20 protein-coding genes are annotated in these 25,220 nt (G+C 71.1%); 7 read left to right on the top strand and 13 right to left on the bottom strand.

Features of this window, described 5'->3' with window-relative positions:
- Nucleotides 1–193: 193 nt before the first annotated feature.
- The 3 genes from NAMU_RS09170 to NAMU_RS09160 form a co-directional block, all read right to left on the bottom strand.
- A complete protein-coding gene (locus NAMU_RS09170; protein WP_015747128.1) occupies nucleotides 194–2,293 on the bottom strand; it encodes a glycosyl hydrolase in 2,100 nt (699 codons plus the stop codon).
- A 112-nt stretch (nucleotides 2,294–2,405) separates the two neighbouring features.
- A complete protein-coding gene (locus NAMU_RS09165; RefSeq protein WP_015747127.1) occupies nucleotides 2,406–3,128 on the bottom strand; it encodes an HlyD family efflux transporter periplasmic adaptor subunit in 723 nt (240 codons plus the stop codon).
- A 180-nt stretch (nucleotides 3,129–3,308) separates the two neighbouring features.
- Nucleotides 3,309–5,084 (bottom strand): glycosyltransferase family 2 protein, encoded by a 1,776-nt coding sequence (locus tag NAMU_RS09160; protein WP_015747126.1) that lies wholly within the window; start codon nucleotides 5,082–5,084, stop codon nucleotides 3,309–3,311.
- 602 nt (nucleotides 5,085–5,686) lie between these two features.
- Here NAMU_RS09160 and NAMU_RS09155 point away from each other — a divergent pair.
- Both NAMU_RS09155 and NAMU_RS27180 read left to right on the top strand, forming a co-directional pair.
- On the top strand, nucleotides 5,687–6,907 hold the full coding sequence (locus tag NAMU_RS09155) for a pyrophosphate--fructose-6-phosphate 1-phosphotransferase (protein ID WP_041370177.1): 1,221 nt from the start codon (nucleotides 5,687–5,689) through the stop codon (nucleotides 6,905–6,907).
- A gap of 211 nt (nucleotides 6,908–7,118) precedes the next feature.
- Nucleotides 7,119–7,622, top strand: a complete 504-nt coding sequence (locus NAMU_RS27180; protein WP_015747123.1) for a hypothetical protein — start codon at nucleotides 7,119–7,121, stop codon at nucleotides 7,620–7,622.
- Nucleotides 7,623–7,690: 68 nt separating this feature from the next.
- On the opposite strand, the gene NAMU_RS09145 is transcribed toward NAMU_RS27180, so the two are convergent.
- Nucleotides 7,691–8,254 (bottom strand): universal stress protein, encoded by a 564-nt coding sequence (locus tag NAMU_RS09145; RefSeq protein ID WP_015747122.1) that lies wholly within the window; start codon nucleotides 8,252–8,254, stop codon nucleotides 7,691–7,693.
- A 119-nt stretch (nucleotides 8,255–8,373) separates the two neighbouring features.
- Entirely contained in the window at nucleotides 8,374–9,039 is a 666-nt protein-coding gene (locus tag NAMU_RS09140; protein ID WP_015747121.1) for a mycothiol-dependent nitroreductase Rv2466c family protein, read from the bottom strand.
- Between the two features lie 161 nt (nucleotides 9,040–9,200).
- On the opposite strand from NAMU_RS09140, the gene pepN reads away from it, so the two are divergent.
- Nucleotides 9,201–11,762, top strand: coding sequence for an aminopeptidase N (gene pepN / locus NAMU_RS09135; RefSeq protein WP_015747120.1), 2,562 nt, complete (start codon nucleotides 9,201–9,203; stop codon nucleotides 11,760–11,762).
- Nucleotides 11,763–11,837: 75 nt separating this feature from the next.
- On the opposite strand, the gene NAMU_RS09130 is transcribed toward pepN, so the two are convergent.
- The 3 genes from NAMU_RS09130 to NAMU_RS09120 form a co-directional block, all read right to left on the bottom strand.
- A complete protein-coding gene (locus NAMU_RS09130; RefSeq protein ID WP_041368644.1) occupies nucleotides 11,838–12,257 on the bottom strand; it encodes a DUF5130 family protein in 420 nt (139 codons plus the stop codon).
- A 25-nt stretch (nucleotides 12,258–12,282) separates the two neighbouring features.
- Complete coding sequence (gene ctaJ, locus NAMU_RS09125) at nucleotides 12,283–12,516, bottom strand: aa3-type cytochrome oxidase subunit CtaJ (protein WP_015747118.1); 234 nt, start codon at nucleotides 12,514–12,516, stop codon at nucleotides 12,283–12,285.
- Between the two features lie 91 nt (nucleotides 12,517–12,607).
- Entirely contained in the window at nucleotides 12,608–13,210 is a 603-nt protein-coding gene (locus NAMU_RS09120; protein ID WP_015747117.1) for an HNH endonuclease, read from the bottom strand.
- A 252-nt stretch (nucleotides 13,211–13,462) separates the two neighbouring features.
- Here NAMU_RS09120 and NAMU_RS09115 point away from each other — a divergent pair, with 252 nt between their 5' ends.
- From NAMU_RS09115 to NAMU_RS09105, 3 genes are read left to right on the top strand one after another with little or no spacing between them, the layout of a single operon-like run.
- Nucleotides 13,463–14,455, top strand: coding sequence for a mechanosensitive ion channel family protein (locus NAMU_RS09115; RefSeq protein WP_015747116.1), 993 nt, complete (start codon nucleotides 13,463–13,465; stop codon nucleotides 14,453–14,455).
- Between the two features lie 38 nt (nucleotides 14,456–14,493).
- Nucleotides 14,494–14,889 (top strand): globin, encoded by a 396-nt coding sequence (locus tag NAMU_RS09110; RefSeq protein WP_041370173.1) that lies wholly within the window; start codon nucleotides 14,494–14,496, stop codon nucleotides 14,887–14,889.
- A 51-nt stretch (nucleotides 14,890–14,940) separates the two neighbouring features.
- Nucleotides 14,941–16,002 (top strand): polysaccharide deacetylase family protein, encoded by a 1,062-nt coding sequence (locus tag NAMU_RS09105; protein WP_015747114.1) that lies wholly within the window; start codon nucleotides 14,941–14,943, stop codon nucleotides 16,000–16,002.
- A gap of 28 nt (nucleotides 16,003–16,030) precedes the next feature.
- On the opposite strand, the gene NAMU_RS09100 is transcribed toward NAMU_RS09105, so the two are convergent.
- The 4 genes from NAMU_RS09100 to NAMU_RS09085 form a co-directional block, all read right to left on the bottom strand.
- Nucleotides 16,031–16,660 carry a hypothetical protein gene (locus NAMU_RS09100; protein ID WP_015747113.1) on the bottom strand — a complete coding sequence of 210 codons (630 nt, stop codon included), beginning with the start codon at nucleotides 16,658–16,660 and terminating at the stop codon, nucleotides 16,031–16,033.
- Nucleotides 16,648–17,100 carry an acyl-CoA thioesterase gene (locus NAMU_RS09095; RefSeq protein WP_015747112.1) on the bottom strand — a complete coding sequence of 151 codons (453 nt, stop codon included), beginning with the start codon at nucleotides 17,098–17,100 and terminating at the stop codon, nucleotides 16,648–16,650. Before NAMU_RS09095 ends, NAMU_RS09100 begins: the two co-directional genes overlap by 13 nt.
- Before the next feature lie 79 nt (nucleotides 17,101–17,179).
- Complete coding sequence (locus NAMU_RS09090) at nucleotides 17,180–22,105, bottom strand: NAD-glutamate dehydrogenase (protein ID WP_015747111.1); 4,926 nt, start codon at nucleotides 22,103–22,105, stop codon at nucleotides 17,180–17,182.
- Nucleotides 22,106–22,284: 179 nt separating this feature from the next.
- Entirely contained in the window at nucleotides 22,285–23,022 is a 738-nt protein-coding gene (locus NAMU_RS09085; protein ID WP_015747110.1) for a (2Fe-2S)-binding protein, read from the bottom strand.
- A 59-nt stretch (nucleotides 23,023–23,081) separates the two neighbouring features.
- Here NAMU_RS09085 and NAMU_RS09080 point away from each other — a divergent pair, with 59 nt between their 5' ends.
- Entirely contained in the window at nucleotides 23,082–23,285 is a 204-nt protein-coding gene (locus tag NAMU_RS09080) for a hypothetical protein (protein ID WP_041368642.1), read from the top strand.
- Between the two features lie 64 nt (nucleotides 23,286–23,349).
- On the opposite strand, the gene ettA is transcribed toward NAMU_RS09080, so the two are convergent.
- Nucleotides 23,350–25,029 (bottom strand): energy-dependent translational throttle protein EttA, encoded by a 1,680-nt coding sequence (gene ettA / locus NAMU_RS09075; protein WP_015747108.1) that lies wholly within the window; start codon nucleotides 25,027–25,029, stop codon nucleotides 23,350–23,352.
- Nucleotides 25,030–25,220 lie beyond the last annotated feature (191 nt).

Genomic DNA, 25,220 nt, shown 5'->3' with positions numbered 1-25,220 from the left:
GCCGTTGCTGTCGGTGAGGAAGTCTGTTCGCGCTCCGAAGAGCGCCGGTGGGTAGCATCCTCGATCGGGAGCTTCACCGTCGGCCGCCCCGGCCCTGTCCCTAGAGACCGGGGCGACCGAGGCTCCCTCACTCACCTCCCGGCCGGCGGGTTGACGGTCCAGTCGCCGGGGGGTGAGGCCTTGTGGGGCGCAGTTACGAGCCCGAGGAGTCGCTCCGCGAGAAGACGTAGGCCATCACGTAGGACTTCGTCGTCGCGTTGTCGATCTCGGCCGGCAGGTTGGCCAGCTCGGATCGGGCCGCGGCCGGGTCGGCCAGGGCCAGGTACTGCGCCATGTACTCGCCGAACTGCACGCCGTAACCGCCGGCGGCACCCTGCTCGAGGTTGGCCTTGATCCGGTCGGCATCGCCGGCCAGGTAGGTCGAGTACGAGCCCATCGGGAGCAGCTGGATGCCCAGCATGGCGCCCGGCTCGGCACTGAACCAGGTGGCGTAGTCGCGCTTGCCGCCCCAGTTCAGGGCCGCGATCGAACCGGTGAACGCCGGGAACTCGCTGGTGTCCGTGTTGGTCCAGTACAGCTTGGCCGCGTTCGCCTCGGTGCTCATCATCCAGGTGGCCTGGTTCTGCAGCTCGGTGTTGCCGCGGACCTTGGCCCACAGGGCCACCGCGTTCCACGCGTTGACCGCCTCGCTGGAGGACTCCTGGTTGTTGCCGTCGGCGAACGGGCTGGAACCCGACGCCCAGGCGTGACCCGAGTACGGATCAAAGTTGCGGTACTGCGGGAACGCCGAGCTGGCCCGGGCGGACGCGATGTCGGCCACCGCCAGGTCGACCACCGGCGCGATCTTGTCGGCCAGGGCCGAGTCGTTCGCCGAGACCACGGCGGCCGCGTAGATCAGGTAGCCGTAGTGGAAGTGGTGATCGTTGAGCTCGTCGGAGCCGAAGGAGGCCTCCTGGCCGATCAGGGACTTGATCTGGTCGTCGTAGACGAAGCACTTGGTCGCCTCGGTGGCGCAGCGCTTCGGGTCGAACCACATCGTCAGTTCCGCGGTCAGCTTGGTCCGCAGGTCCTTGGCCACGTCGTCGACGCCCAGCTGCTCCGCCAACGTCATCAGGTTGGCGCCGCGGTAGAGGTACTTGCCGCCGAAGTAGGTGTCGGTCGCGGTGAAGTCGATCGCCGCGGCGTCGGTCTTGACCTGCTCGACCAGCGCCGCCTTGTCCTCGTCGGACAGGTTGGACACGTCGAGCTGGTAGGACGGCTCGGTCAACGGCGCCGACGTGGTCAGCGAGGTACCGGTGTAGACGTCGGCGGTGCCGTAGATGGTCTGGTAGCTGCCGGCACCCTTGGTGCCGGTGGCCACGGTCTGACCGGCCATCGGCATGATCGCGGTGTCGCCGCCGTTCTTGGTCGTGTACTTCAGGGTGGTGGTGACCTGGTCACCGTCCACCGAGTAGTCGACGCTGCCGCCGGTCACCGGGTCGGCCGCGGCGGTGGCCAGCGACGCGGCATCCGCACCGTCCGGCACGCCGTACAGGGTGATGGTCGAACCGGAAGTCAGGGTGACCTTGCCGGCGTCATCGACGCTCGCCCCGCCACCGACGACCAGGCCGTAGTCGTGCCCGGCCACGTTGGTGGTGTACAGACCGGCGGTGCTGCCGGCCTTGAAGATCGGCTCGATGGCCAGGGTCTGGTCGCTGGCCGCGGTGTAGGTGACGAAGGGCGAGCCCTGGGCCAGCAGCACCGAGCCCAGCTCGGAACCGGAACCGTCGTAGTAGGTCGAGGTGACGGTCAGCGTGTCGTAGCCGGTGACCTTCATCGACGAGGCGCCCAGCGGCACCTGGATCTGCGGGTTGGTCCCGCCCATGATCGTCTTGGCCGAGTCGGTGATGGTCGGCAGGCCGAGCGCGAAGCCCTGATCGGTCAGCGCCGCGGACAGCGGCAGCGGGAAGACCGGCTGCGGCTTGTCGCCGAAGACCAGGCCGGAGAACCAGCGGTTGGTCGGGGCCACGAGGCCGTCGGCCAGCCGGGTCGGGCTGATCTTGGCCACGTCCTTGGTGGTGATGCTGGCCAGGTCGGCGGTGATGTCCGGGGCCGGGGCGGCCGTCGCGGCGGCGCCCGAGCCCGAGCCGGTGGCCGTGGTGCTCGTCGCGGAGCCGCTGCCGCCGGTGGCGGTGCACCCGGCGATCAGGGCGGCGCCGGCGACCAGCAGCAGGGGCTTGGTCAGGACGCGGTACTTGGTGAAGGGGGAAGTGCGAGCTGAGATCGAGGTTCGGTCGGTGTCGTTGATAGTCATCTCATCCAATACGTGTCGTATCGCTGTGCAGCGGTCATCGGTCTTCGGACATCAGTCCGGGTCAGCGCTACCCGATGGCGGGCCGGTGGCCCGCCATCGGGGCGCGGATGGCTCAGACGCTCTGGCCGAACCAGCCGGTGACGGTCTTGGTGACGTCGGTGATGACGCCGTCGTTGGTCAGGTGCAGGGTCACCTGCACCGGGGTGCCGACCGCGAACAGGCCGGTGCCGCTGGCCAGGTCATCGCTGTAGGCGCGGACGGTGGTGCGGGCCTGGCCGTCCTCGGTGTGCACCTGCAGGCGCTGCACGGTGGCCGAGATCTGCTGGTTGTTCGGCAGCACCACGTCCACGGTCGCACCGGACGGGATCCGCGAGTAGTCCTTGGCCGAGAGCAGGAAGTCCGCCTCGACGTACATGGTGCCGGACTCCTGGACGGTGGCGATCGTGGAGTTGGCCGGGACGAAGGCGCCCTGGGCGTAGTTGATCTCGTTGACCTGGCCGGCGTTGGTGGCCGTGATGACCAGGGTCTTGTCGTCCTTGACGTCGTGGGTCAGGTTGTCCTTGTTGACCAGGCCCTGGGCCAGGTCGCGCTGCAGGTTGGCGGACTCGATCTCGAACAGCGGCTGTCCGGCCTCGACCTGATCGCCGACGTGCACGTACTGCGCGGTGACGGTGCCGGAGTAGTCGGTACCGACCGGGTAATCCTCAGCGGCCAGGGAGGCGGACTTGCTCTCCACCTTCCCGCTGTTGTAGTTGACGACCATGGTCAGGCCGGCGGCCAGAACGATCACGGACAACAGTCCGAGGGCCAGGCCGATTCGCTTGCGCCAAGACATGTGGATGACTCCTGTATATGGGTGGGTCCGGTCCGGATCGCTCCGGGGGCGAACCCGAGCGGCCCGTTTCCGGGTCCGCCAGGGACATTGCGGTGGGTGGTGCGGTGCTGGCTGCCGGCCGTCACCGGCGGCTCAGGACGTCCTCGGCCTGACGGTCGTGCGGGTGGTGCTCGACGTGGGTCAGCGGGCGCCGGCGGCGGTGTCGATCCGCACCGGGGGCAGTCCCTCGTAGGTCCGCTCAGACAGGCCGGAACCGATCTTGTCCTGGGCCAGGGCCCGGGCCGCAGCGGCCTCGGCGGCCACCTTCGCGCTGCCCTTGGGCGGCAGGCCCTTCTCCTCGCGGCGGTTGTGCCGGCTCTCGCGGAACGCGGTGATCACGAACGCGCCGAGGATGAAGGTGTTCAGCAGGTTCCAGAACAGCGCCAGGGTGAAGGCGCTGACCGTCATGGCCTGCCAGATGCCGACCACGGAGGTGATGGCCAGGAAGACGAAGGCCATCAGCTGCTGGGTGATGAAGTTGAACGGGGAGGCCTTGCGCCGCTGGGCACCGGTCACGTGCCACTTGGTGTCCTTCTTGAACACCGCGTTGACCAGGGCCTTGCCGTAGATCGGGAACGAGGCGGTGGCCAGCATCAGGGTTTCCCAGCGGAAGGACCCGATGGTGTACAGCGCGACGATGATCTGCATGAAGTAGAAGCCCGCGTAGTACAGCAGCCACTGGCCGAAGCTGACGCCGGTGTTGATCGGGGCCAGACCGAAGTAGATCTGCAGCGGCGGCACCAGCAACAGGACGCCGGGGGCGATGCCGATCAGGTAGAACGTGGCGGTGCCGAAGTACTGCAGGCGCTGGTCCAGGGTCAGCTTGCGCTTGCGGGAGAACGGGTTGGCCTTGAGCAGGATCTCGAACCCGCCGGTCGCCCAGCGCTGCTGCTGCTTGGTGTAGGCCTCGATGGTCTCGGGGGTGTCGCCGACGGCCAGCACGGTGGAGATGTAGACCGACTTCCAGCCGTTCTCGTGCAGCTTGAGCGAGGTCCACACGTCCTCGGACTTGGACTCGGTGTACATGCCACCGATGGACTCGATCGCCTTGCGGCGGAAGATCACGTTGGTGCCCACGCAGAACGCGGCGTTGAAGCGGTTCTTGCCCGGCTGGATGAACCGGTAGAACACGGACTGCATGTAGCCGGCGCCACGGGAGATCAGGTTGTCCAGGTTGCCGTAGGCCTGCGGGGTCTGCACGAAGGCCACATTGGTCTCCGCGAAGAAGGGCACGGTCTGGTACAGGAAGTCTTCCTTGGGCACGAAATCGGCGTCCAGCACGACGTAGAACTCGCCGGTGGTGACGCTCAGCGCGTTGTTGATGTTGCCGGCCTTCGCGCCGGCGTTGCCCTCACGGACGATGTACTCGGCGCCCAGCTCGGCGGCCAGCGCCCGGACGTCGTCGGACTTGCCGTCATCGAGCACGTAGGTGGTGTGCTTGCCGTGCATGGCCAGCGCAGCGGTAATCGTCCGGCGGATGGTCGCGAGGTCCTCACCGTAGGTGGTGATGTAGACGTCCAGCTCGACCGGCGAATCGTGCAGGTGCATCGGCAGCGTGGTCAGGTCCAGATCCGGATCCAGAGTCTTGTGATTCGGTCCGTAGATCCGGTTCTGCGCGTTGTGGAAGCGGTAGCCCCGCGGGTTGTGACCGCTGGACAGGATGGTCCACAGCGCGATCAGGGCCTGGAAGATGATGACCGACTCGGCGGACAGCACCATCAGGTACGGAAGCCAGTTGCCCCGGTTCGAGAAGTCGAACAGGAACGTGGTGTACAGCAGCACACCGATGGTGGCGACGAGCACCAGCATCATCAGGGAGGGTGAATCCCGGGCACCGCGGCGGCGGTCATCGGACTCGCGCACGCCGGTGTCGGGTTCCATCGGGATCAGATCAGCGTTCTCTTGGTTCAGGGACATGGTTCGGCACTCCTCCAACGGAAGAGATCGGGACGGCTCGACAGGGTGAGCGGGGATTTGCGTGCGCTCCGGCGGTGGGCCTTGGTCAGCCCGCGGAGGGTCTGGATGATCGGTGCGCCCCAATGTGGCTGCGTTGCCTCGGCGAATGCCGCGCTCCCGATCCGGCGTTCTTCGACGAACGCTCGTGATGATCACTGTGTGTGACTGCGGGACATGACCGTCAATGCATGTCCTGCTGTCTGAAACGAGTGTGCTGTATCGATCAAGTCCAGGTCAACGTGCTTGAGTTCACGCTTCGACGCCAGGTGCGTGGTTTCCCAAGCAAGCTTTCCGTCACCGTAGCGCCCTCAACAGGGCAAACAGCACCTCTCCCGTGTCCAGTCCCCGGACGTTCGGACCCCCAGAACCGACCGTGTGACCCTCGCCACTGCGGCACGATCGCAACCGGGCCCGGCGGGCGGCGTCCTTGCGCTCCCGGCCGCCCGACCGGCCCATTCGGCCCCCGCGACGACCGGATGGACGGTGCGCGACCCGGTCCCGGGCAGGTCCTAGGCTGAGCGACACCAGTGGCCAACCAGTACCGACAGAAAGGCCTCGTCACCATGCGCAAGGTCGCGCTGCTCACCGCCGGCGGTTTCGCCCCGTGCCTGTCCGCGGCGGTCGGTGGACTGATCAACCGCTACACCCAGCTGGTCCCCGAGGTGGACATCATCGGGTACCGGCACGGGTACCAGGGGCTGCTGGCCAAGGACTTCCTGGACGTCACCCCCGCGGTACGGGCCCGGGCAGCCCTGCTGCACGAGTTCGGCGGCTCCCCGCTGGGCAACTCCCGGGTCAAGCTGACCAACACCAAGGATCTGCTCAAGCGAGGGCTGATCACCGAGGGTCAGAACCCGCTCGAGGTCGCCGCGAACCGGCTGGTCGAGGACGGCGTGGACGTCCTGCACACCATCGGCGGCGACGACACCGCGACCACCGCGGCCGACCTGGCCCGTTACCTCAAGGACAACGGCTACGACCTGACCGTGGTCGGCCTGCCCAAGACCATCGACAACGACATCGTGCCGATCAAGCACTCGCTGGGCGCGTGGACGGCGGCCGAGCAGGGCGCGCTGTTCGCCCGCAACGTGGTCGCCGAGCACAACGCGAACTCCCGCATGCTGATCGTGCACGAGATCATGGGCCGGCACTGCGGCTGGCTGACCGCCGCCACTGCCCAGGCCTACGACCGCTGGCTGGACACCCAGCGCTGGCTGCCCGAGTTCGGCCTGTCCCGGGACGCCTGGAACATGCACGCCGTGTACGTGCCCGAGGCCACCTTCGACCTGGAGGCCGAGGCCACCCGGCTGCGCCAGGTGATGGACACCGTGGGCAACGTGACCATCTTCCTGTCCGAGGGCGCGGGCGTGGACAGCATTGTGGCCGAGATGGAAGCGGCCGGCGAGCCGATCCCCCGCGACCCGTTCGGCCACGTCAAGCTCGACCAGATCAACCCCGGCCAGTGGTTCGCCAAGCAGTTCGCCGGCCGGTTGGGCGCGGAGAAGGTCCTGGTCCAGAAGTCCGGCTACTTCGCCCGGTCCGCCCGGGCCGACGAGACCGACCTGCTGCTGATCAAGTCGATGACCGACTACGCGGTCGGCTGCGCGCTGCGCGGCATCTCCGGCGTCGTCGGGCATGACGAGGAGCAGGGCGACCAGCTCCGGGCGGTCGAGTTCGACCGGATCAAGGGCGGCAAGCCCTACGACATCGACGACCCGCAGTTCGTGCAGCTCCTGGCCAAGATCGGCCAGCCACGGACCCCGGCCAGCGGGTCCCAGCACTGACCAGGCCCTGAGCCGGGCACGCTTCGGCGGCTGGTCGGGCACTGAGCCGGGCACGCTTCGGCGGCTGGTCGGGCACTGAGCCGGGCACGCTTCGGCGGCTGGTCGGGCACTGAGCCGGGCACGCTTCGGCGGCTGGTCGGGAACCGGGCCGGCGGTCCTGCGGTGGCGGGCTCCCCCGCCGCCGGCCCGGCCGACCTGCCATGCTGGCGGGATGGAGCCGACCCCGCCGCCTCGCCGCCGTCGCCGGGCGGCCCGTCGCGCGTCCGGGCCGCCGACCGACGGGCCGGCCCCCGAGAACGCACCCGCCGCCGGCGAGCCCGACCCGGCGACCGGCAGCGGCAGCGGCACCGGCAGCGGCACCGACACCCGGCCCGCGCCGAGTCCGGCGGGCGCGGTCGGACCGTCCCCGGCGCCGCCCGGATCGCCGGGCGGCCATCCGCCCCGGCCCCCGGCCGAGCGCCGCCCGGCCGGCGAGACCGGACGCCGCCGCGCAGCCGGTTCCGACAGCGCCGAGCGGTCACTGCGCTCTCTGGTCACCACCCGGTCCACCCAGGTCTCCTCCACCGCCGCGATGCGCGCGCGGGAGGTCGCCCTGCCGGATGCGGCCGAGCTGGCCGCGGCCGAGGCGGAGCTGGTCATCGTGCGCCGGCACTACGTCCCGCCCACGTCGCTGACGGCCAACCGGCGGCCGGACCGCCGGAACCCGCCGGGGTGACCGGAGTCCCCGGCCGGCTGAGCGTGACTTTCACCCGCCGGGCGGGCCGGAACACCGGCCACGACGGGTCAGGGCACCACGAGTACGGGGAACTTCTGCCGGGCCACGACCGCGCGAGACACCGACCCGGAGGCGATCCGGTGCAGGAACTCGCCGAACCCGCTGTGCCGCTTCCCGACGACCACGCAGGCGGCGTCCCGGTCCTCGGCGATCCGGACCAGCTCGGACCCGGCCTCGCCCGTGGTGGACAGCAGCTCCCAGCTCACCCCGGTCAGATCACCGGACTCGGTCAGCGCGCGGACCAGCTCGGCCTCGACGGCGTCCTCGGCCTCGTCGCTGATGCCGACCTCTTCGGGGATGGGCACGTAGCCCTCGACCATGGGCATGGCCCGGCGCCGGACGTGCACGAGCAGCAGGGGGCGGCCGGTGGCCAGGGCCAGGAAGGCGGCCGCCCGCAGCGGCCGGCCGCAGGCGGTGGCGTCGTCCACGCCGGCCACAATCGGCCCGCCGCGCAGGTCCGGGGGCAGCGGAATGCCGTGCGGAGACATCGCCCGGTCGGCCGGCGCCGGTGGTGTCGCAGGCCCCGAGCGGGTCGCCGGAGCGGGGTCGATCGATGGATCGGTGGCGGTCATGGCGTCCTCCCGCAGAAACCGTCACCCGGGCATACCGGACCCGGCGGCTGGTCCCACCAGTATCGCGCGTCCCACCCGGGCCCGGCACTCTGACCCGGACCGGGCCGGCTCGATCAGCCTCAGTCGAACTGCGGGTTCTCGGTGCGGCTGCGCTTGAGCTCGAAGAAGTACGGGAACGACGCCAGAGCCACGGTGGCGTCCCAGAGCTTGCCGGCCTCCTCACCCCGCGGGATGCGGGTGATGACCGGGCCGAAGAACGCGACCCCGTTGACGTGGATGGTCGGGGTGCCCACGTCCTCGCCGACGGCGTCCATGCCGGCGTGGTGGCTGACCCGCAGCGCGTCGTCGTACTCGGTGGAGGTGGCCGCGTCGGCCAGCTCGGCGGGCAGACCCAGCTCGGCCAGAGCCTGCGCGATGACCTCACCGCGGTCGTCGATTTTCTCGTTGTGGATGCGCCGGCCCATTGCCGTGTAGAGCGGCGCCAGAACCTCGTCGCCGTGCTGCTGCTGGGCGGCGATGGCCACCCGGACCGGACCCCAGGCCTTCGCCAGCATCGCGCGGTAGTTCTCGCTGATCGCCCGGTTCTCGTTGAGCACGGCCAGGCTCATCACGTGGAAGTGCACGTCGATGGGCCGCACCTGCTCGGCCTCCAGGATCCAGCGCGAGGTCACCCAGGCGAACGGGCAGGCCGGGTCGAACCAGAAGTCGACCCGGTCGGTGCTCGCCTCGGCGGTGGGATCGGTCGAGGAATCGCTGACGGGCGCGTTCACCGTGGCCTGGCTCATCCGTGCTATCTCCTTGATGCGCATACGTAAGACGACCCGAATCGGCCGTTCGCCAAGGTAACCACGGGCGTGCGGGGGCTATTCCCCCGATCGCTGTCGGAGGCCGCCACTACACTCCGGCACTGGTGATCGGCCGATCACATTGCGTGGAAGGGAACCGCATGGCCCAGAGCCCGAATCTGACCCGTGACCAGGCCCGGGAGCGGTCGGCCACGATCGCCACCGCCGCCTACGAGGTGACGATCGACCTCACCGACGGGGCGGGCGGACCCAGCGAGAAGAACTACCCGACCGAGGCCGTCATCACCTTCACGGCGACCCGGGGGGCGAGCACCTTCCTGGACTTCGTCGGCGAGGCGCTGACCTCGGCCACCCTCAACGGCCGCGCGCTGGACGTGTCCGGCTGGAGCAGCTCGACCGGCCTGGTCCTGGACGACCTGGCCGCCGACAACGAGCTGCGGGTCAGCGGGGTGGGCCTGTACACCAACACCGGGGAGGGCCTGCACCGGTTCGTCGACCCGGTCGACGGTGCGGTCTACCTCTACTCGCAGTTCGAGACGGCGGACGCCAAGCGGCTCTACCCCTGCTTCGACCAGCCCGACCTCAAGGCCCGGTTCACCTTCACGGTCACCGCACCCGCCGACTGGCAGGTCATCTCCAACGGAGCGACCGTCTCTACCGAGCCCGCCCCGGGCGGCGGCACGCGGCATGCGTTCGCCACCACCGAGCCGATGAGCACCTACGTCACCGCGCTGGTGGCCGGCCCCTACCACGTGGTCCGCGATCACCACGACGGCATCGACCTGGGCCTGTTCTGCCGGTCCACGTTGGCCGAGCACCTGGACGCCGAGCGGCTGTTCACCCAGACCAAGCAGGGATTCGACTTCTACCACCAGGCCTTCGGGGTGCGGTACCCGTTCGGCAAGTACGACCAGCTGTTCGTGCCGGAGTTCAACGCCGGCGCGATGGAGAACGCGGGGGCGGTCACCTTCCGCGAGGAGTACGTGTTCCGGTCCCGGGTGACCCGGTACCTGTACGAGCGGCGCTGCGAGACCGTGCTGCACGAGATGGCCCACATGTGGTTCGGCGATCTGGTCACCATGCGCTGGTGGGACGACCTGTGGCTCAACGAGTCCTTCGCCACCTGGGCCTCGGTGGTCGCCCAAGTCTCGGCGACCGAATACTCCTCGGCCTGGACCACCTTCGCCAATGTGGAGAAGTCCTGGGCGTACGTCCAGGACCAGCTGCCCTCCACCCACCCGATCGCCGCTGACATGGTCGACTTGGCCGCGGTCGAGGTCAACTTCGACGGCATCACCTACGCCAAGGGCGCCAGCGTGCTCAAGCAGCTGGCCGCCTACGTCGGATTCGAGGAGTTCCTGGCCGGGTTGCGGGACTACTTCGCCGCGCACGCCTTCGGCAACGCAACCCTCACCGATCTGCTGGATGCGCTGGAGCGGACCTCCGGGCGGGACCTGCGGACCTGGGCCCAGGCCTGGCTGCAGACCACCGGCCTGAACACGATTAGCGCCGATTTCGATGTCGAGCGCGTGGACGGCCACGAGGTCTTCACCCGGTTCGAGCTGGTGCAGTCCGGTGCCGAGCCGGGCGCCGGGGAACGCCGCCCGCACCGGCTGGCGGTCGGGCTCTACGACCGGGACGAAGCCGGCCGGTTGAGCCGGGTGCACCGGGTCGAACTGGACGTCACCGGCGAGCGGACCCCGGTGCCCGACCTGGTCGGCCGCGCGTGCGGCGCCCTGGTCCTGGTCAACGACGACGACCTGACCTACTGCAAGGCGCGGCTGGATCCGGCGTCGCTGGAGACGGCCATCGCCGCGATCGGGCAGGTCGCCGAATCGCTGCCGCGGACGTTGCTGTGGTCGGCGGTCTGGGAGATGACCCGGGACGCGCTGATGCGGGCCCGCGACTTCATCGCGCTGGCCTCGCGCGGCCTGGTCACCGAAGACCAGGTCGGCGTGCTGCAGCGGGTGCTGATGCAACTGCAGGTGGCCGTCGGTTCCTACGCCGAGCCCGGCTGGGCCGCCGCCACCGGCTGGCCGTCGGTCACTGCGACCCTGCGCGAGCTGGCCGGCTCGGCGCCGGCCGGCAGCGACACCCAGCTGTCCGCGGTCCAGGCGCTGTGCTCGGCCCGGCTCGACGACGCCCTGCTGGCCGAGATCGCCGGATGGCGGGACGGGTCGGCGCCGCTGCCCGGGCTCACCGTGGACACCGATCTGTCCTGGACGCTGCTGGGCGCGCTGGTCGCGCACGGCGCCGCCGGGGTCGCCGAGATCGAGGCGGCCGAGCAGGCCGACCCGACCGCGTCCGGCCAGCGCAAGGCGACCCAGGTGCGGGCGTTGATCCCGACGGCGCAGAACAAGGCCGCGGTCTGGGATCGGCTGATCCACGACGACACCATGGCCAACGCGCTGCAGGACGCGGCGATCGCCGGGTTCACCCACCCGGCGCAGACCCACCTGCTGCAGCCGTTCGTCGAGCCGTATTTCCAGGTGGTCGGGCAGGTCTGGGAGCGCCGCTCCAGCGAGGTGGCGCAGAAGGTGGCGGTGGGCCTGTTCCCGCGCTGGGCGATCGAGCAGTCGACCGTGGATCAGGCCCTGGCCTGGGCCGAGCACGACCATCCGACCGCGCTCAAGCGCCTGGTCTCCGAAGGCCGGTCCGGGGTGGAGCGGGCGCTGCGGGCCCGGGCGGCCGACGCGAGCTGAAGGAAGAAACGGAACCGCCCCCGAGCCGAGGCTCGGGGGCGGTTCCGTCAGACGATCCGAACGCGGTGGCTCAGCTCACCAGGTCGAACGCTCGGGCAGGGTGCCGGCCTGATCGGCCAGGATGCGGATGCCGGTGATCAGCGCACCGCCGATGTCACCGTCGGTGCAGGAGGACACGACGCCCAGCACGGCCAACCGGGCGGCCCGGTCGCTGACCCGGCGGGCGGCTTCCGGCCCGGTGACGACCTCGACGACCCGCTGGCCGGGCGAGACCGCCAGCAGCACGGCGTAGGGAGCATCCGCGCCCAACCCGTCCAGCAGGCTCTCCGCGGAGGCCGCGGTGTTCGCGCCCAGATCACCCAGGTAGGCGGAAAAGCGCAGCCCGGTGACCCGTTCGGCCTCGCGGATCACGTCGTCGAGCAGTTCGAGCTGGGTGGTGGTCAGCGGCTGATCGTCGCCGCCGGTGGGGCCGACGGGACGATCCAGGCTCGTCACTCCGGGGCTGTCGGGCCCGACGAGGTCACCATGAACCATGTGCGCCACCCCCCTGGGCCAGCCGGTTGTCCGAGGTCGCGGAGGCCACGGTCGGCTGATCGCCGGCCCACCACTGCGGCGGGTAGTCCCAGGCCTGGCCCGGGCGGTACCGCTGCCGCTTGTGCCGTCCCGGAACCATCGTCAACAACGCGATGATTCCGTAGATCAACACGGGGATCCCGACGAACACCGCGATGGTCTGGATGATGCTCACCCGCATACGGTAGCCGACGCCCCGGTGCCCGGCCCTGCGACCCGGCCGTGGCCGCGACCACGCCCGTTCGGCCCCGCCGGAACACGGGAACTGCAGGTCAGGCGGCCGACGGCAGCCAGGGCTCCCAGGCCGGGTCCGACTCCTCGTTGCCCCACATCCGGCCCAGGACACCCCGGCGCGGCGGACCGGGGGTGATCGACAACGCCCAGCCCAGTTCCTCCAGCAGCCGGTCGGCCTTGCGCGCGTTGCAGCGGGCACAGCAGGCCACGCAGTTCTCCCAGGTGTGGCCGCCGCCCCGGCTACGCGGCAGCACATGATCGACCGTGTCCGCGCGGGCCTGGCAGTAGGCGCAGCGTCGGCCGTCACGCTTGAGCACCCCGGCCCGGGTCACCGCCGGCGGCGCCGGGTAGGGCACCCGCACGTATCGTCGAAGGCGGACCACCGCCGGCACGGCCAACGCCACCGAGGGCGAGCGGACCAGACCGCTGGGCCGTTCCACCACGCACTCGGCCTTGCCGGCCACCACCAGCACCAGGGCGCGCCGGCCGGTCACCACGGCCAGCGGTTCGTGGCTGGCGTTGAGCAGCAGCACCCGCAGCACCGCGACCGGCCGACCCGGCTCGGGTTCACGGTGCAGGCTCGGTCCGGGCAGCGGGCGCACGGGCGCGGGACCACGGCCGGCGTGACCGGCTGGTTTCATCCGTACCTCCCGCGGTGTGGTGACCGGAGGAACAGCAAGGAACGACCGGGGTCCGCACTGCTGCGGGCCCGACACCCGAGAATAAACACCACGACAACAAGCACCACGAGAATAACCGGCGGGGCCCGGGCATCCTGGTCGGCCGGCGATGCGTCTGCCTCAGGAGCGGCCCGGCGCCCGTCGGGCCGCCGCAGCGCGTGCCCAGGACGCCGATACCGATACCCATCCATGACCGATAGGACCTGACCAACCATGGAGATCACCGCGCCGGAGTGCGCGTCCGATCCCGGATCGCTGTGCCAGTGGGTCTGGGACAACACCGGGGCCGATTTTCTCGCCCGCAACAGCGACCAGGTGGCCTCGTCCACCCTGCACATCGCCGCGATCGTGTTGATTGCCGTCGTCGTGCGGTTCCTGGCCTACCGGGCGATCAACCGGCTCACCCGGCTGTCCACCGAGGACGGCACCTCGGCGGCCCTGCGGCCGTTGCGGGCCGGCGCCCGGTTCGCCCTGGCCGGCGGGTTGGCCGCGGATCGGCGGGCCCAGCGCACGCAGGCCGTCGGCTCGCTGCTCAAGTCGGTGACCTCGTTCGCGGTGATCTGCATCGCCGTGGTGCTGATCCTGGCCGAACTGGGCTTCGACGTGGCGCCGATCCTGACCTCGGCCGGCATCGCCGGCGTCGCGCTCGCCTTCGGCGCGCAGAACCTGGTCCGGGACTTCCTGGCCGGGATCTTCATGACCCTGGAGGACCAGTACGGCGTCGGCGACACCGTCGACCTGGGCTCGGCCAGCGGCACCGTGGTCGCGGTCAGCCTGCGCACGACCACCCTGCGGGCCGGCGACGGCACGATCTGGCACGTGCGCAACGGTGAGGTGCTGCGGGTCGGCAACTCCAGCCAAGGTCAGGCCGTGGTCACCATCCCGATCACCGTGCCCTACGACAGCGACACCGACCGGGCCGCGACGATCGCCCTGGAGCAGGCCACGGCGGTGGCCCAGACCCCGCAGTTCGAGTCCTCGGTGCTGGTCGAACCCACGCTGCTGGGCATCACCGACGTCGCCCCCGGGACCGTCACCCTGGGCCTGCAGGCCACCGTGGTCACCGGCGACAAGGACGCCTACATCCGCGCCGTGCGCTCGGCGATCCGCCGCTCGTTCGAGCAGGCCCGCAAGGACGACCCGACGGCCGACTTCCGGCCGCCGTTGCTGGCCGGCGAGCCGGCGCCGGGGAGCCCCCGACCGTGAGCGGGCTCGGTGTCAGTCCGGTAGGCAAGAATGAGCCGGTGACGGCCCCTGGATCGAGCGCGACCACGTTCTACGACGAGATCGGCGGACACGAGGTCTTCGTCGGCATCGTGCACCGGTTCTACCAGCAGGTGGCGGCCGACCCGGTGCTGCGCCCGCTGTACCCGGAGGAGGATCTGGGGCCGGCCGAGGTGCGGCTGCGGATGTTCCTGGAGCAGTACTGGGGCGGCCCGCGAACCTACTCCGAGCAGCGCGGCCATCCCCGGCTGCGGATGCGACACGCGCCGTTCGTGATCGGCCTGCGCGAGCGGGACCACTGGCTGGCCGCGATGAAGGTCGGGGTGGACGGCGCCGGGCTGGACGACGAGCATCGCGAGCGGCTGTGGGCGTATCTGGAGATGGCCGCCGACAGCCTGGTGAACTCCCTGCACTGACCCGGCGTGGCGCGCCGCGAATCGTCGCAGCGCGAATGATCCCATTGGTCCATGCAGCGCCGGGCCGGCCGGGTCGCGCTGGTCGGCGTCCTTGCCGCACTGGCCGCGGCGGTCGTCGCGTGCGCGGCGGCCGATCCCGCGGCGAACCCCGGCCGGCCCGGTGGGCTGGCCGCGATCGTCGGGTCCGGCTCCCCGAGCCCCGCCGGGGTGCTGGCCAGCTCGCCCGCGCCGGCCCCGACCGCGATCCAGGTGACCGTGCCCGAGCTGACCGTGGCCGGCACGATCGCCAACCTGGCCGCACCGGTGGTCACCGTCCCGCCGACCGGGCCACCCCCCACTACCGCCGGCGCCGACCCCACGACCGACCCGACGGCCACCCCAACGGCCACCCCGACAGCCACGGCGACCGCCGGCCCGGAGCCGGCCGCACCGCCGACCACCGCTGAGCCGGCGCCCGCCCCGGCCCCGGCGCCCGCACCGGTCGTCGTCGGGCCCCCGTACACCACCGTGCTGGGCTGGACGGGCGAGGGCACGGTCGCCTATCTGACCTTCGACGACGGGCCCGGCCCGGCCACCGGGCAGATCCTGGACATCCTGGCCGCCAAGGGCGTCAAGGCCACCTTCTGCGTCGTCGGCCAGCGGGTGGCCGAGAACCCTGACCTGGTGCGCCGGATCGTCGCCGAGGGGCACACCCTGTGCAATCACAGCTGGGACCATCCGACGGGTTTCGCCGCGCTCGCCCCCGACGTGCTGGCCGGGCAGATCGGCCGGACCCAGGACGCGATCGTCGCGGCCACCGGGGTCGGTCCGCGGTACCTGCGCGCCCCGGAGGGCAGCTTTGGCGACCCGGGCGGCTCGGTCCACCAGGCCGCGCAGCAGGCCCGCACCCTGCTGCTGGGCTGGGCGGTCGACTCCAAGGACTGGACCAAGCCGGGCCCCGGCACCATCGTCAGCACCGTCGTCGGCGCGGTCAGCCCGGGCGCCATCATCCTGATGCACGACGCCGGCGGTACCGACCGGCAGCAGACCATCGCGGCGTTGCCCGGGGTGATCGACGGCCTGCAGGCCGCCGGCTACACCTTGCTGCCGTTGCCGCCGGACCCGGCCGGCTGACCGAGCCGGACCGGTCCGCCGGGCCCGGTCAGACGAGCAGCGGCAGCAGGGCGTGCCGCCGACGGACGACGGCGCCGTACCGGGCGTCGATCCGGACCCATGCGTCGGTGGCGCTGACCCGGACCTCCTCGCCGGGCAGCGCCGGCGCGAACCCCATGCCGGACAGCGCGAACACCATCCGCAGGTTGATCACCACCCGCATGCCGGCCCCGCTGACGGTGAGCACCTCGGTGTCCAGCAGGGCGGTGGAGGCCGCGCCGGACGGTCCGGGCCGGTCCCGGGCCCCGGTGGCGCCCTCCTCGGCCAGTCCGGCCAGCACGGTCGCCGGCACCGCGTCCACGGTCACCCAGCCCTGCGGCGGCGGCAGCTGGGAACGCCAGGCGGCGTCGATCGCCGGACCCGGGTCCACCTCGTCGTCGCGGGCCACGGCCAGCGCGGCCAGCAGGTTGCCGGCGTGCACGGTCACGTCGGAGGGCTGAACAGTTCCGCGGACGGCCCGGGTGACCAATGTGTCGAACGGGGTGGTCGCCCACATCCGCACCAGCTCGCCGTCCGCGCGCAGCCGGATCGGGCCGGCGGAGTCCCAGCGGGCGACCCGGCCGGTGAAGGCGGTGGCGTCCTCCCGGTCCTCCCGGCCGGCGGGGATCAGCCGGGCCATGCGGCTCCGCCGTCCGGCTGGCCCGCGGCGGCCGGCACCGGGTTGAGGTAGCGGCTCAGGAAGCCGCGTTCGTGATCGTCCATCCGCCGCGGCCGGAAGGTCACCGGGTCGACCGGGACGAGCACGGTCGAGGCGCAGGCGGCAGTGGCGCCGGCCTGACTGAGCACGTAGTCGATGGTGAACGAGGCGTTGCCGAGCTTGGTCACGCCCATCGAGACGGTGACCGGCAGCTCCATCCCGATGGGGCGCCGGTAGTCGATCTCCAGCTTGGCGACCACGATCCCCTCGGTCAACCGGTTCACGCCGTGCCGGGCCGCCTCGGAGAACAGCCAGTCCACCCGGGCCTCTTCCAGCAGCGTCACCGTCTTGGCGTTGTTCACGTGCCGGAACGCGTCCAGATCCGACCACCGGACCCGCACCTGGGTGACGTACCTACTCATGCCTGCTCACGTCCGCTTCATCGTTGCTCGGGGCCTCCAACCGCCCGTGCAGTCTGCCGCACGGGCGGGTGGGCTCCGGTCAGCGGATCATCGATCGGATCTCCCGGGCCGCGACGGACAGCTCGGCCAGGTCGGTCACCGAGACCCGGCTGATCTCGCCGAGGGTGCGCCGGGCCCGGGCCAGCCGCGACTTGTTCTCCTTCTCCCACTGCTCGATCTTGGCCTGCGCGTCCTGCTCGGCCGAGGTGGTCGAGAGCACGTCCGAGGTGAGCAGCCGCAACGACCGGTACAGGTCGTCGCGCAGGGCCTGCCGGGCCAGCGCGTGCCACCGGTCGCCGCGTTCCAGGGCACTGACCGCGGTCAACAGGTGATCGAAGTCCAGGTGCGCGGACAACGCGTACAGCAGCTGCGCGCTCTCGTGCAGGTCGCGGCCGCTGTCGGCGGCCACGTCGACCGCGTCCAGCAGGCTGAACGCGTGCAGCCCGTAGGCCACCGTCTCGGCCAGGGCCGGCGGGGCGCCGGCCTCGGTGAGTTCGGCGATCTCGGCCTGCACCGAGCGCATGTCGGCGCCCTGGACCAGGGTGTCCAGGGCCGGCCGCATCTGCTCGATCGGCCCGGCGTAGCGGTCGATCTCGGCTCGCACGTCCAGCGGCTGCGGCCGTTGGGTGAGCAGCCAGCGGGCGGCCCGGTCCAGTAGCCGGCGCACCCGCAGGATGATCGTGTCCTGGGTGATCGCGGAGGCCTTGTTGTTCAGCTCGGCCACCTGCCGCCACACCGATGGCAGGTGGAAGACCGTGCTGGCGATCGTGTAGGCACGGATGGCGTCGTTCGGGGTGGCCGCCATCTCCTCCTCGAGGCGGAAGGCGAAGGTCAGCCCGGCCCGGTTCACCAGCTCGTTGACGGTCTCGGTGGTGATGATCTCCCGGGCCAGCGGGTGCTCGGTGATCGCCGCCCGGGCCACCGCCGACCCCTCCCGCATGGCCCGCGGGAAGTAGTCGGGCAGCCGGTGCGCGAAGGCCGGGTCGTCGGGCAGCCGGCCGCCCAGCATGGCCGTGGACAGCCCGGCCTTGACGTAGGCCAGCAGCACGCACAGCTCGGGGCTGGCCAGCCCCTCGCCGGCGGCCAACCGGGCGTTGATCTGGGCGTGGGTCGGCAGGAACTCCAGGGCCCGGTCCAGCCGGCCGGACTCGACCAGCGCGTCGATCAACCGGGCGTGCACCGAGAGCATCACCGGGGCGTGCAGCCGGGACGCACCCAGCACCCGGTTCTGCCCGCGGTTGTCGGCCAGCACCAGGTCGGCGACCTCGTCGGTCATGGACGAGAGCAGATCCAGGCGGCCGGCCTCGTCCAGGTCGCCGCGCTCCATCCGGTACTGCAGGGCGATCTTGATGTTGACCTCGTGGTCGGAGGTGTCCACCCCGGCGGAATTGTCGATGGCGTCGGTGTTGATCCGGCCACCGGCGCGGGCGAACTCGATCCGGCCCAGCTGGGTGACCCCGAGGTTGCCGCCCTCGCCTACCACCTTGACCCGCAGGTCGGCGCCGTCCACCCGGACCGCGTCGTTGGCCTTGTCCCCCACCGCCAGGTTCTGCTCGGTGGAGGCCTTGATGTAGGTGCCGATGCCGCCGTTCCACAGCAGGTCGGCCGGGGCCAGCAGGATCGCCTTGATCAGGTCGGTCGGGGTCAGCGCGGTGACCTCGTCGGCCAGGCCGAGCACCGCGCGCATCGGCTCGGTGATCGTGATCGACTTGGCGGTGCGCGGGAACACCCCGCCGCCGGCGGAGATCAGGTCGGTGTTGTAGTCGGCCCAGGAGGACCGGGGCAACTCGAACAGCCGCAGCCGCTCCACGAACGACTCGGCCACGTCCGGCGTCGGGTCGATGAAGATGTGCCGGTGATCGAAGGCGGCGACCAGCTTGATGTGCTGGGACAGCAGCATGCCGTTGCCGAACACGTCGCCGGACATGTCCCCCACGCCCACGCAGCTGAAGTCCTGCGTCTGGGTGTCCACCCCCAGCTCGCGGAAGTGGTGCTTGACCGACTCCCAGGCCCCGCGGGCGGTGATGCCCATCGCCTTGTGGTCGTAGCCGACGCTGCCGCCGGAGGCGAACGCGTCGTCCAGCCAGAAGCCGTAGTCGTGCGCGACCCCGTTGGCGATGTCGGAGAAGGTGGCCGTGCCCTTGTCCGCGGCGACCACCAGGTAGGAGTCGTCGCCGTCGCGGCGGACCACCCGGCGGGGCGGGATGATCGACCCGACGTGCCGGTTGTCGGTCAGGTCCAGCAGCCCGGCGATGAACATCCGGTAGCAGGCCACGCCCTCGGCCTGGTGCTGCTCCCGGTCGACCTGCGGGTCGCCGGTCGGCGTCGGCGGCCGCTTGACCACGAAGCCGCCCTTGGCGCCCACCGGCACGATGACCGCGTTCTTGACCTCCTGGGCCTTGACCAGGCCCAGGATCTCGGTGCGGAAGTCCTCCGGCCGGTCCGACCAACGCAGCCCGCCACGGGCGACGTCACCGAACCGCAGGTGCACTCCCTCCAGGCGCGGCGAGTACACCCAGATCTCATGCGCGGGAACCGGTTTGGGCATGCCGGGGATCTTGTTCGGGGCCAGCTTGAAGCTCAGGAAGTCCCGCCGCCGGCCCGGCGAGCCGTCGGTGGAATCGGTGACGTACTCGTTGGTCCGGGTGGTCGCGGTGATCACCGACAGCAGGGTGCGCAGGATCCGGTCGGCGTCCAGGCTGGTCACCGCGTCCAGCGCGGCGGTCACCGACTCCTGGATCCGACGTCCCTGCGCCTGCCGCGCGTCGCGGCCGTCCGCGTCGTCCGGGAACCGATCGGGATCGAACTGCACCCCGAACAGGGCCGCCAGGTCCGCGGTGATCGCCGGATGGCTGCTCAGCACCTGCTCGACATACCGCTCGGTGTAAGGGGTTCCGATCTGGCGCAGGTAGTGCGCGTAGGCCCGCAGGATCGCCACCTCGCGCCAGGTCAGGCCCGCGGCCAGCACCAACTGGTTGAACCCGTCGACCTCGGCCTGGCCGGACCAGGACGCGATGAACGCCTCGGACATGCGGGTGCGCAGCTCGTCGTCGTCGGCGCCGCGGGCGGCCGCCTCGGCCGGGAAGGCCAACCCGAAGTCGTAGATGCGCGACGGCTCGCCGTCGCCCCGGCGGACCTCGAACGGCCGCTCGTCCAGCACCTCGGCGCCCAGGGTCTGCAGCACCGGCAACGCCCGGGACAGGGTCACCGCCCCTTGGGTCACGTAGAGCTTGAGCCGCCAGTCGCCGACCTGGTCCGGGCCGCTGGGCGTCATCTTCAGCGCGAGGTCGTCCGGGCCGGTGAGCTGGTCCAGCCGGCGCAGGTCGGCCACGGCCTCGTCGACCTCGTAGGTCTCCTTGTAGCCCTCGTCGAAGGCCTCGGCGTACCGGGACAGGGCCCCGGCGGTGTCCAGGTCCTCGTCACCGCCGCCGACGACGGCCGCGACCAGCCGGTCCTCCCAGGTGCGGATGGTGCCGCGCAGCGCCTTGGTCAGCAGCGTCAGGTCCGGCTCGACCCGGTCGGCCGGATCGGTGCTGACGGTGAAATGCACGGCGGCGAGCAAGCTATCGCCGACCCGGGCGGTGTAACGGATGCCGGAGCCGTGGAACGCGTCGACCAGGATCTGCTGCATGGCCAGCCGGCACGCCGTGGTGTAGCGGTCGCGGGGCAGGTAGACCATGACCGAGACGAACCGGCCGAACGGGTCGGGCTGCAGGAAGGCCCGCAGCCGGCGGCGGCTGGCCAGCTGCAGCACGCTGCTGACCACCTCGACGATCAGGTCCGGGTCGGCCCAGAACAGTTCGGCCCGCGGGTAGGTGGCCAGCAGGTCCAGCGCCCGCTGCCCGGTGTAGGTGTCGGGCGCGGCGCCCAGGGTGGACAGCACCGCCTGCACGGTCAGCCGCAGCACCGGCGTGGTGGTGATCTCGGCGTTGAGCGCGCGGGCGTTGAGCACGCCCAGGAACTGATGTTCGCGGGTGACCTCGCCGTCGGCGCCCAGGATGCGGACGCGGACCTCGAAGGGCGGCACGTCCCGGGTCAGGGCCGAGCGCACGGACGCCTGGGTGAGCAGCAGGTGCCGGGTCTCGCCGGCCGGGCTCAGCCCCGTCAGGTCGTCGGCGTCCGCCCCGGCGACCGACTCGCGCAGGATGCCCAGCCCGGTGCCGGTGACCGGCTCCAGCCGGGGCGCCGCCGGGGTGCGGTCGTAGCGCCGGTAGCCCAGGAACGTCATGTGCCCGCTGATCAGCCAGTACAGGAAGTCCGCCGCCTCGGCGACCTCCTGGGCCGACCGCGGGGAGAAGGTGCCACGCAGCTCGCCGGCGGCGGTGGCCACCGCCGCGGTCAGCGCCCCGCTGTCCCCGACCACGGCCCGCACCGAGTCCAGCGCGACCCGCAGCGCGTCCTCGATGGCCTCGGCGCGCTGCGCGTCGGACAGGCGGTCGATCAGGATGTGCATCCACGACTCGCGCAGGCTGAACGCGGCCTGCTCGGCCGGCGCCGCCTCGTCGACCACCGTGACCAGGGCGCCGTCGGCGTCCCGGCAGGCGATCAGGATCGGGTGCAGCACCCGGTGCACCACGACGCCGCGGCTGGTCAGCGCGCCGATGACGGCGTCGACCAGGGACGGCATGTCGTCGGTGACGATGTCGATGACGGTCTTGGTGTCGGTCCAGCCCGGCCCGGCGGCGTCCGCCGATGCGGCGCTCGGCGCCGGGTTGAACACCCGGATCCGCACCTCGCCCTGGCGGCGCCGCTGGCCGACCCGCCAGTGCCCGTCGACGATGCCGATGACGTCCTCGGCGGTCTTGGGTTGGTCTTCCACCGGCACGTGCCGGAAGTAGGCCTCGATCATCGAGGCCCGGTCGGGCCGTTCGGTGATCGCGCGGGCGGCGGCACTCGACGAGTCGATGCCGTGGGCGGTCGGTGCGCTCAGGTGGTGGGCAAGCGGACGCGACTGTGTCTGTGTCATCGGTGAACCCGAATCATCGTTGACTTCTTCTCCCCAGTTCCGGACGCACGCGCTGCCCGGCCGGGCGCGCCTGTGCGACCTGTTCTGTGGGGGCCGAGCCTATGCCTTGATCGCCGGGACGAGACAGGTTCGCGCAGGTCAAGGTGAGACTTCTCCTCGCCGGGCAACCCCGCTCGGGCTCAGACGTCCCGCGCGACCCGGACCGCGGCGGCCGGTTGCCGGACGCAATCGCCGCAGACCGTGGCGGTGGAACCGGCCAGCCGGTAGATCAGGCAGCAGCTGCGGCGGCGGAACCCGGGCCCGGCGATCCGGTCGCCGCCGTCGACCCGGGCGTCGCGCAGGATCCCCGCAGCCGCCGCCCGGGCGGCCGCGGCGAGATCGGGCCGGCCGCGTCCGATCAGGCCGGCGGCGGTGTTGGCCGCGGACGCGACGTTGCCCCACAGCACCCTCGGGCTCACCGAGAACCGCCGATGGCAGGCCAGGGTGAGCTGCTCGACGGCCGTTCCGGCCAGTTCCGGCGGGCCGGCCGGGGGCGTTCCCGCCTCCCGGAGGGCGTCCGGGGCGAGCGACACGGCGTACGGGCGGCCGAGCTGGTCCTGCCACCAGATCCGGCCGGCGGCCAGCACACCGAGCGGGCGGCCCAGGGCGGCCGCCCCCACCGCCGGCGCGATCAGCCGGGCGACCAGTCCCAGGTGGGCGACGGAGACGGCGACCCGCTCCTCGATCTGCCCCGGCTCGCGACCGCCGGCGGCGGCCAGCGCCACCCGGACGGCGCGGATTCGATCCGGCAGGGCCGGGCCGGGACCCACGAGCTCGTCCAGGGGACGCCAGGGGCGGGCCGGGGCCGCGCCCGCGGGGTGCACGGCGAGCGCGAAGAACGGCCCGAGGGCGGCCAGGTCGGCCTGTGAATCGTTCATGACCTCACTCACCGCAACCAACGCCGCGGCCGATGACACGTCTGACCTATGCCCCCGCGATGACCGACCGATCGGAGTACGAACCGATGACCGACCATGACGAGCGCCACCCCCGGCGGGTGGCCTCCAACGATTCCGCCTACGCGACCGCCCTGCTCAAGATCGGGGCGCCGATCGCCTGCCCGACCTGCGGCTCGTTCACCGAGCCCACCGAGCGGGCCGGCTGGCGCTGCACCAACGCCCGGTGCGTGTTCGCCAGCTGAACCCGCCCGACCACCGCGAAGGCGCCGCCGGATCTGCTCCGGCGGCGCCTTCGTCATGCCGGGGTCAGTCCCGGGTGAGCTTGCGATGGGTGACCCGATGGGGCCGGGCCGCCTCGGCGCCCATCCGGGAGATCTTGTTCTTCTCGTAGTCGGAGAAGTTGCCCTCGAAGAAGAACCACTTCGACGGGTCGTCGTCGGTGCCCTCCCAGGCCAGGATGTGCGTGCAGGTGCGGTCCAGGAACCAGCGATCGTGGGAGATGACCACCGCGCAGCCGGGGAACTGCTCGAGCGCGTTCTCCAGCGAACCCAGGGTCTCCACGTCCAGGTCGTTGGTCGGCTCGTCGAGCAGCAGCACGTTGCCGCCGACCTTGAGGGTCAGCGCCAGGTTCAGCCGGTTCCGCTCGCCGCCGGAGAGCACCCCGGCCGGCTTCTGCTGATCCGGACCCTTGAAGCCGAACGCCGAGACGTACGCCCGCGAGGGCATCTCGACGTTGCCGACCTTGATGTAGTCCAGCCCGTCGGAGACGACCTGCCAGACGTTCTTCTTGGGATCCAGCCCGCCGCGGCTCTGGTCGACGTAGGACAGCTTGACCGTCTCGCCCACCTTGACCGTGCCGTCGTCCGGCTCCTCCAGCCCGACGATGGTCTTGAACAGGGTGGTCTTGCCGACCCCGTTCGGGCCGATCACCCCGACGATGCCGTTGCGGGGCAGGGTGAAGGACAGCCCGTCGATCAGCACCCGGTCGTCGAAGCCCTTCCGCAGGCCGTTGACGTCGACCACGATCGAGCCCAGGCGCGGGCCCGGCGGGATCTGGATCTCCTCGAAGTCGAGCTTGCGGGTGCGCTCGGCCTCGGCGGCCATCTCCTCATACCGCTGCAGACGGGCCCGGGACTTGGCCTGGCGGGCCTTGGCGCCGGAGCGGACCCAGGCCAGTTCCTCCTTGAGCCGCTTGGCCAGCTTGGCGTCCTTGCGGCCCTCGACCTGCAGCCGCTCGCCCTTCTTCTCCAGGTAGGTGGAGTAGTTGCCCTCGTACGGGATCAGCCGGCCGCGGTCCACCTCGGCGATCCACTGGGCGACGTTGTCCAGGAAGTACCGGTCGTGGGTGACGGCCAGCACGGCGCCCTCGTAGGAGCTCAGGAACTGCTCCAGCCACTGCACCGACTCGGCGTCCAGGTGGTTGGTGGGCTCGTCGAGCAGCAGCAGGTCCGGGGCCTGCAGCAGCAGCTTGCACAGCGCGACCCGGCGCCGCTCACCGCCGGAGAGGTAGTCGACCGCCGAGTCGCCGGGCGGGCAGCGCAGCGCGTCCATGGCCTGGTCGATCTTGGCGTCCAGGTCCCAGGCGCCCGCATGGTCCAGCTCCTCGATCAGGTCGCCCATCTCGGCCATGAGCTGTTCGTTCTCATAGTCGGTCTCGGCGAGCTTGGCGACCTCTTCGTACCGAGCCATCTTGAGGTTGAGTTCGCCGAAGGCCGACTGGATGTTCTCCAGCACGGTCTTGGTCTCGTCCAGCGGCGGCTCCTGCTGCAGGATGCCGACGGTGAAGCCCGGGGTCAGGAACGCCTCGCCGTTGCTCGGGGTGTCCAGGCCGGCCATGATGCGCAGGATCGTCGACTTGCCGGCGCCGTTCGGGCCGACGACGCCGATCTTGGCGCCCGGGTAGAACGACATGGTGACGTCATCGAGGATGACCTTGTCGCCCACGGCCTTGCGGGCCTTCTTCATCGTGTAAATAAATTCGGGCAATTCGGATTCCTCTCACACACATGTCCGCCGGCGATCCAGCGTCGGCCCGCAGCGCAATCCCCCGGCCGCAGGATTCGCGGTCGGCGGTGCGGCGCCGCCCTACAGTGTGCCGGACCCGATGGGGTGGTCGCGCCGCGCGGGAGAGCGGCGTCACCGCCGGACCCCTGTGTCGAGGACCCCGACAGCGGGCA

Source organism: Nakamurella multipartita DSM 44233, from assembly GCF_000024365.1.
GTDB lineage: Bacteria > Actinomycetota > Actinomycetes > Mycobacteriales > Nakamurellaceae > Nakamurella > Nakamurella multipartita.
This window is presented reverse-complemented; position numbering and strand designations above follow the sequence as displayed.

Coding starts and splice junctions, on each gene's coding strand:
- NAMU_RS09155 (WP_041370177.1), top strand. CDS start 5,687: ATGCGCAAGGTCGCGCTGCTCACCGCCGGCGGTTTCGCCCCGTGCCTG.
- NAMU_RS09115 (WP_015747116.1), top strand. CDS start 13,463: ATGGAGATCACCGCGCCGGAGTGCGCGTCCGATCCCGGATCGCTGTGC.
- NAMU_RS09170 (WP_015747128.1), bottom strand. CDS start 2,293: ATGACTATCAACGACACCGACCGAACCTCGATCTCAGCTCGCACTTCC.
- NAMU_RS09090 (WP_015747111.1), bottom strand. CDS start 22,105: ATGACACAGACACAGTCGCGTCCGCTTGCCCACCACCTGAGCGCACCG.
- NAMU_RS09140 (WP_015747121.1), bottom strand. CDS start 9,039: ATGAGCCAGGCCACGGTGAACGCGCCCGTCAGCGATTCCTCGACCGAT.
- NAMU_RS09165 (WP_015747127.1), bottom strand. CDS start 3,128: ATGTCTTGGCGCAAGCGAATCGGCCTGGCCCTCGGACTGTTGTCCGTG.
- NAMU_RS09160 (WP_015747126.1), bottom strand. CDS start 5,084: ATGTCCCTGAACCAAGAGAACGCTGATCTGATCCCGATGGAACCCGAC.
- NAMU_RS09105 (WP_015747114.1), top strand. CDS start 14,941: ATGCAGCGCCGGGCCGGCCGGGTCGCGCTGGTCGGCGTCCTTGCCGCA.
- NAMU_RS27180 (WP_015747123.1), top strand. CDS start 7,119: ATGGAGCCGACCCCGCCGCCTCGCCGCCGTCGCCGGGCGGCCCGTCGC.
- pepN (WP_015747120.1), top strand. CDS start 9,201: ATGGCCCAGAGCCCGAATCTGACCCGTGACCAGGCCCGGGAGCGGTCG.
- NAMU_RS09095 (WP_015747112.1), bottom strand. CDS start 17,100: ATGAGTAGGTACGTCACCCAGGTGCGGGTCCGGTGGTCGGATCTGGAC.
- NAMU_RS09085 (WP_015747110.1), bottom strand. CDS start 23,022: ATGAACGATTCACAGGCCGACCTGGCCGCCCTCGGGCCGTTCTTCGCG.
- NAMU_RS09080 (WP_041368642.1), top strand. CDS start 23,082: ATGACCGACCGATCGGAGTACGAACCGATGACCGACCATGACGAGCGC.
- NAMU_RS09145 (WP_015747122.1), bottom strand. CDS start 8,254: ATGACCGCCACCGATCCATCGATCGACCCCGCTCCGGCGACCCGCTCG.
- ctaJ (WP_015747118.1), bottom strand. CDS start 12,516: ATGCGGGTGAGCATCATCCAGACCATCGCGGTGTTCGTCGGGATCCCC.
- NAMU_RS09120 (WP_015747117.1), bottom strand. CDS start 13,210: ATGAAACCAGCCGGTCACGCCGGCCGTGGTCCCGCGCCCGTGCGCCCG.
- NAMU_RS09100 (WP_015747113.1), bottom strand. CDS start 16,660: ATGGCCCGGCTGATCCCCGCCGGCCGGGAGGACCGGGAGGACGCCACC.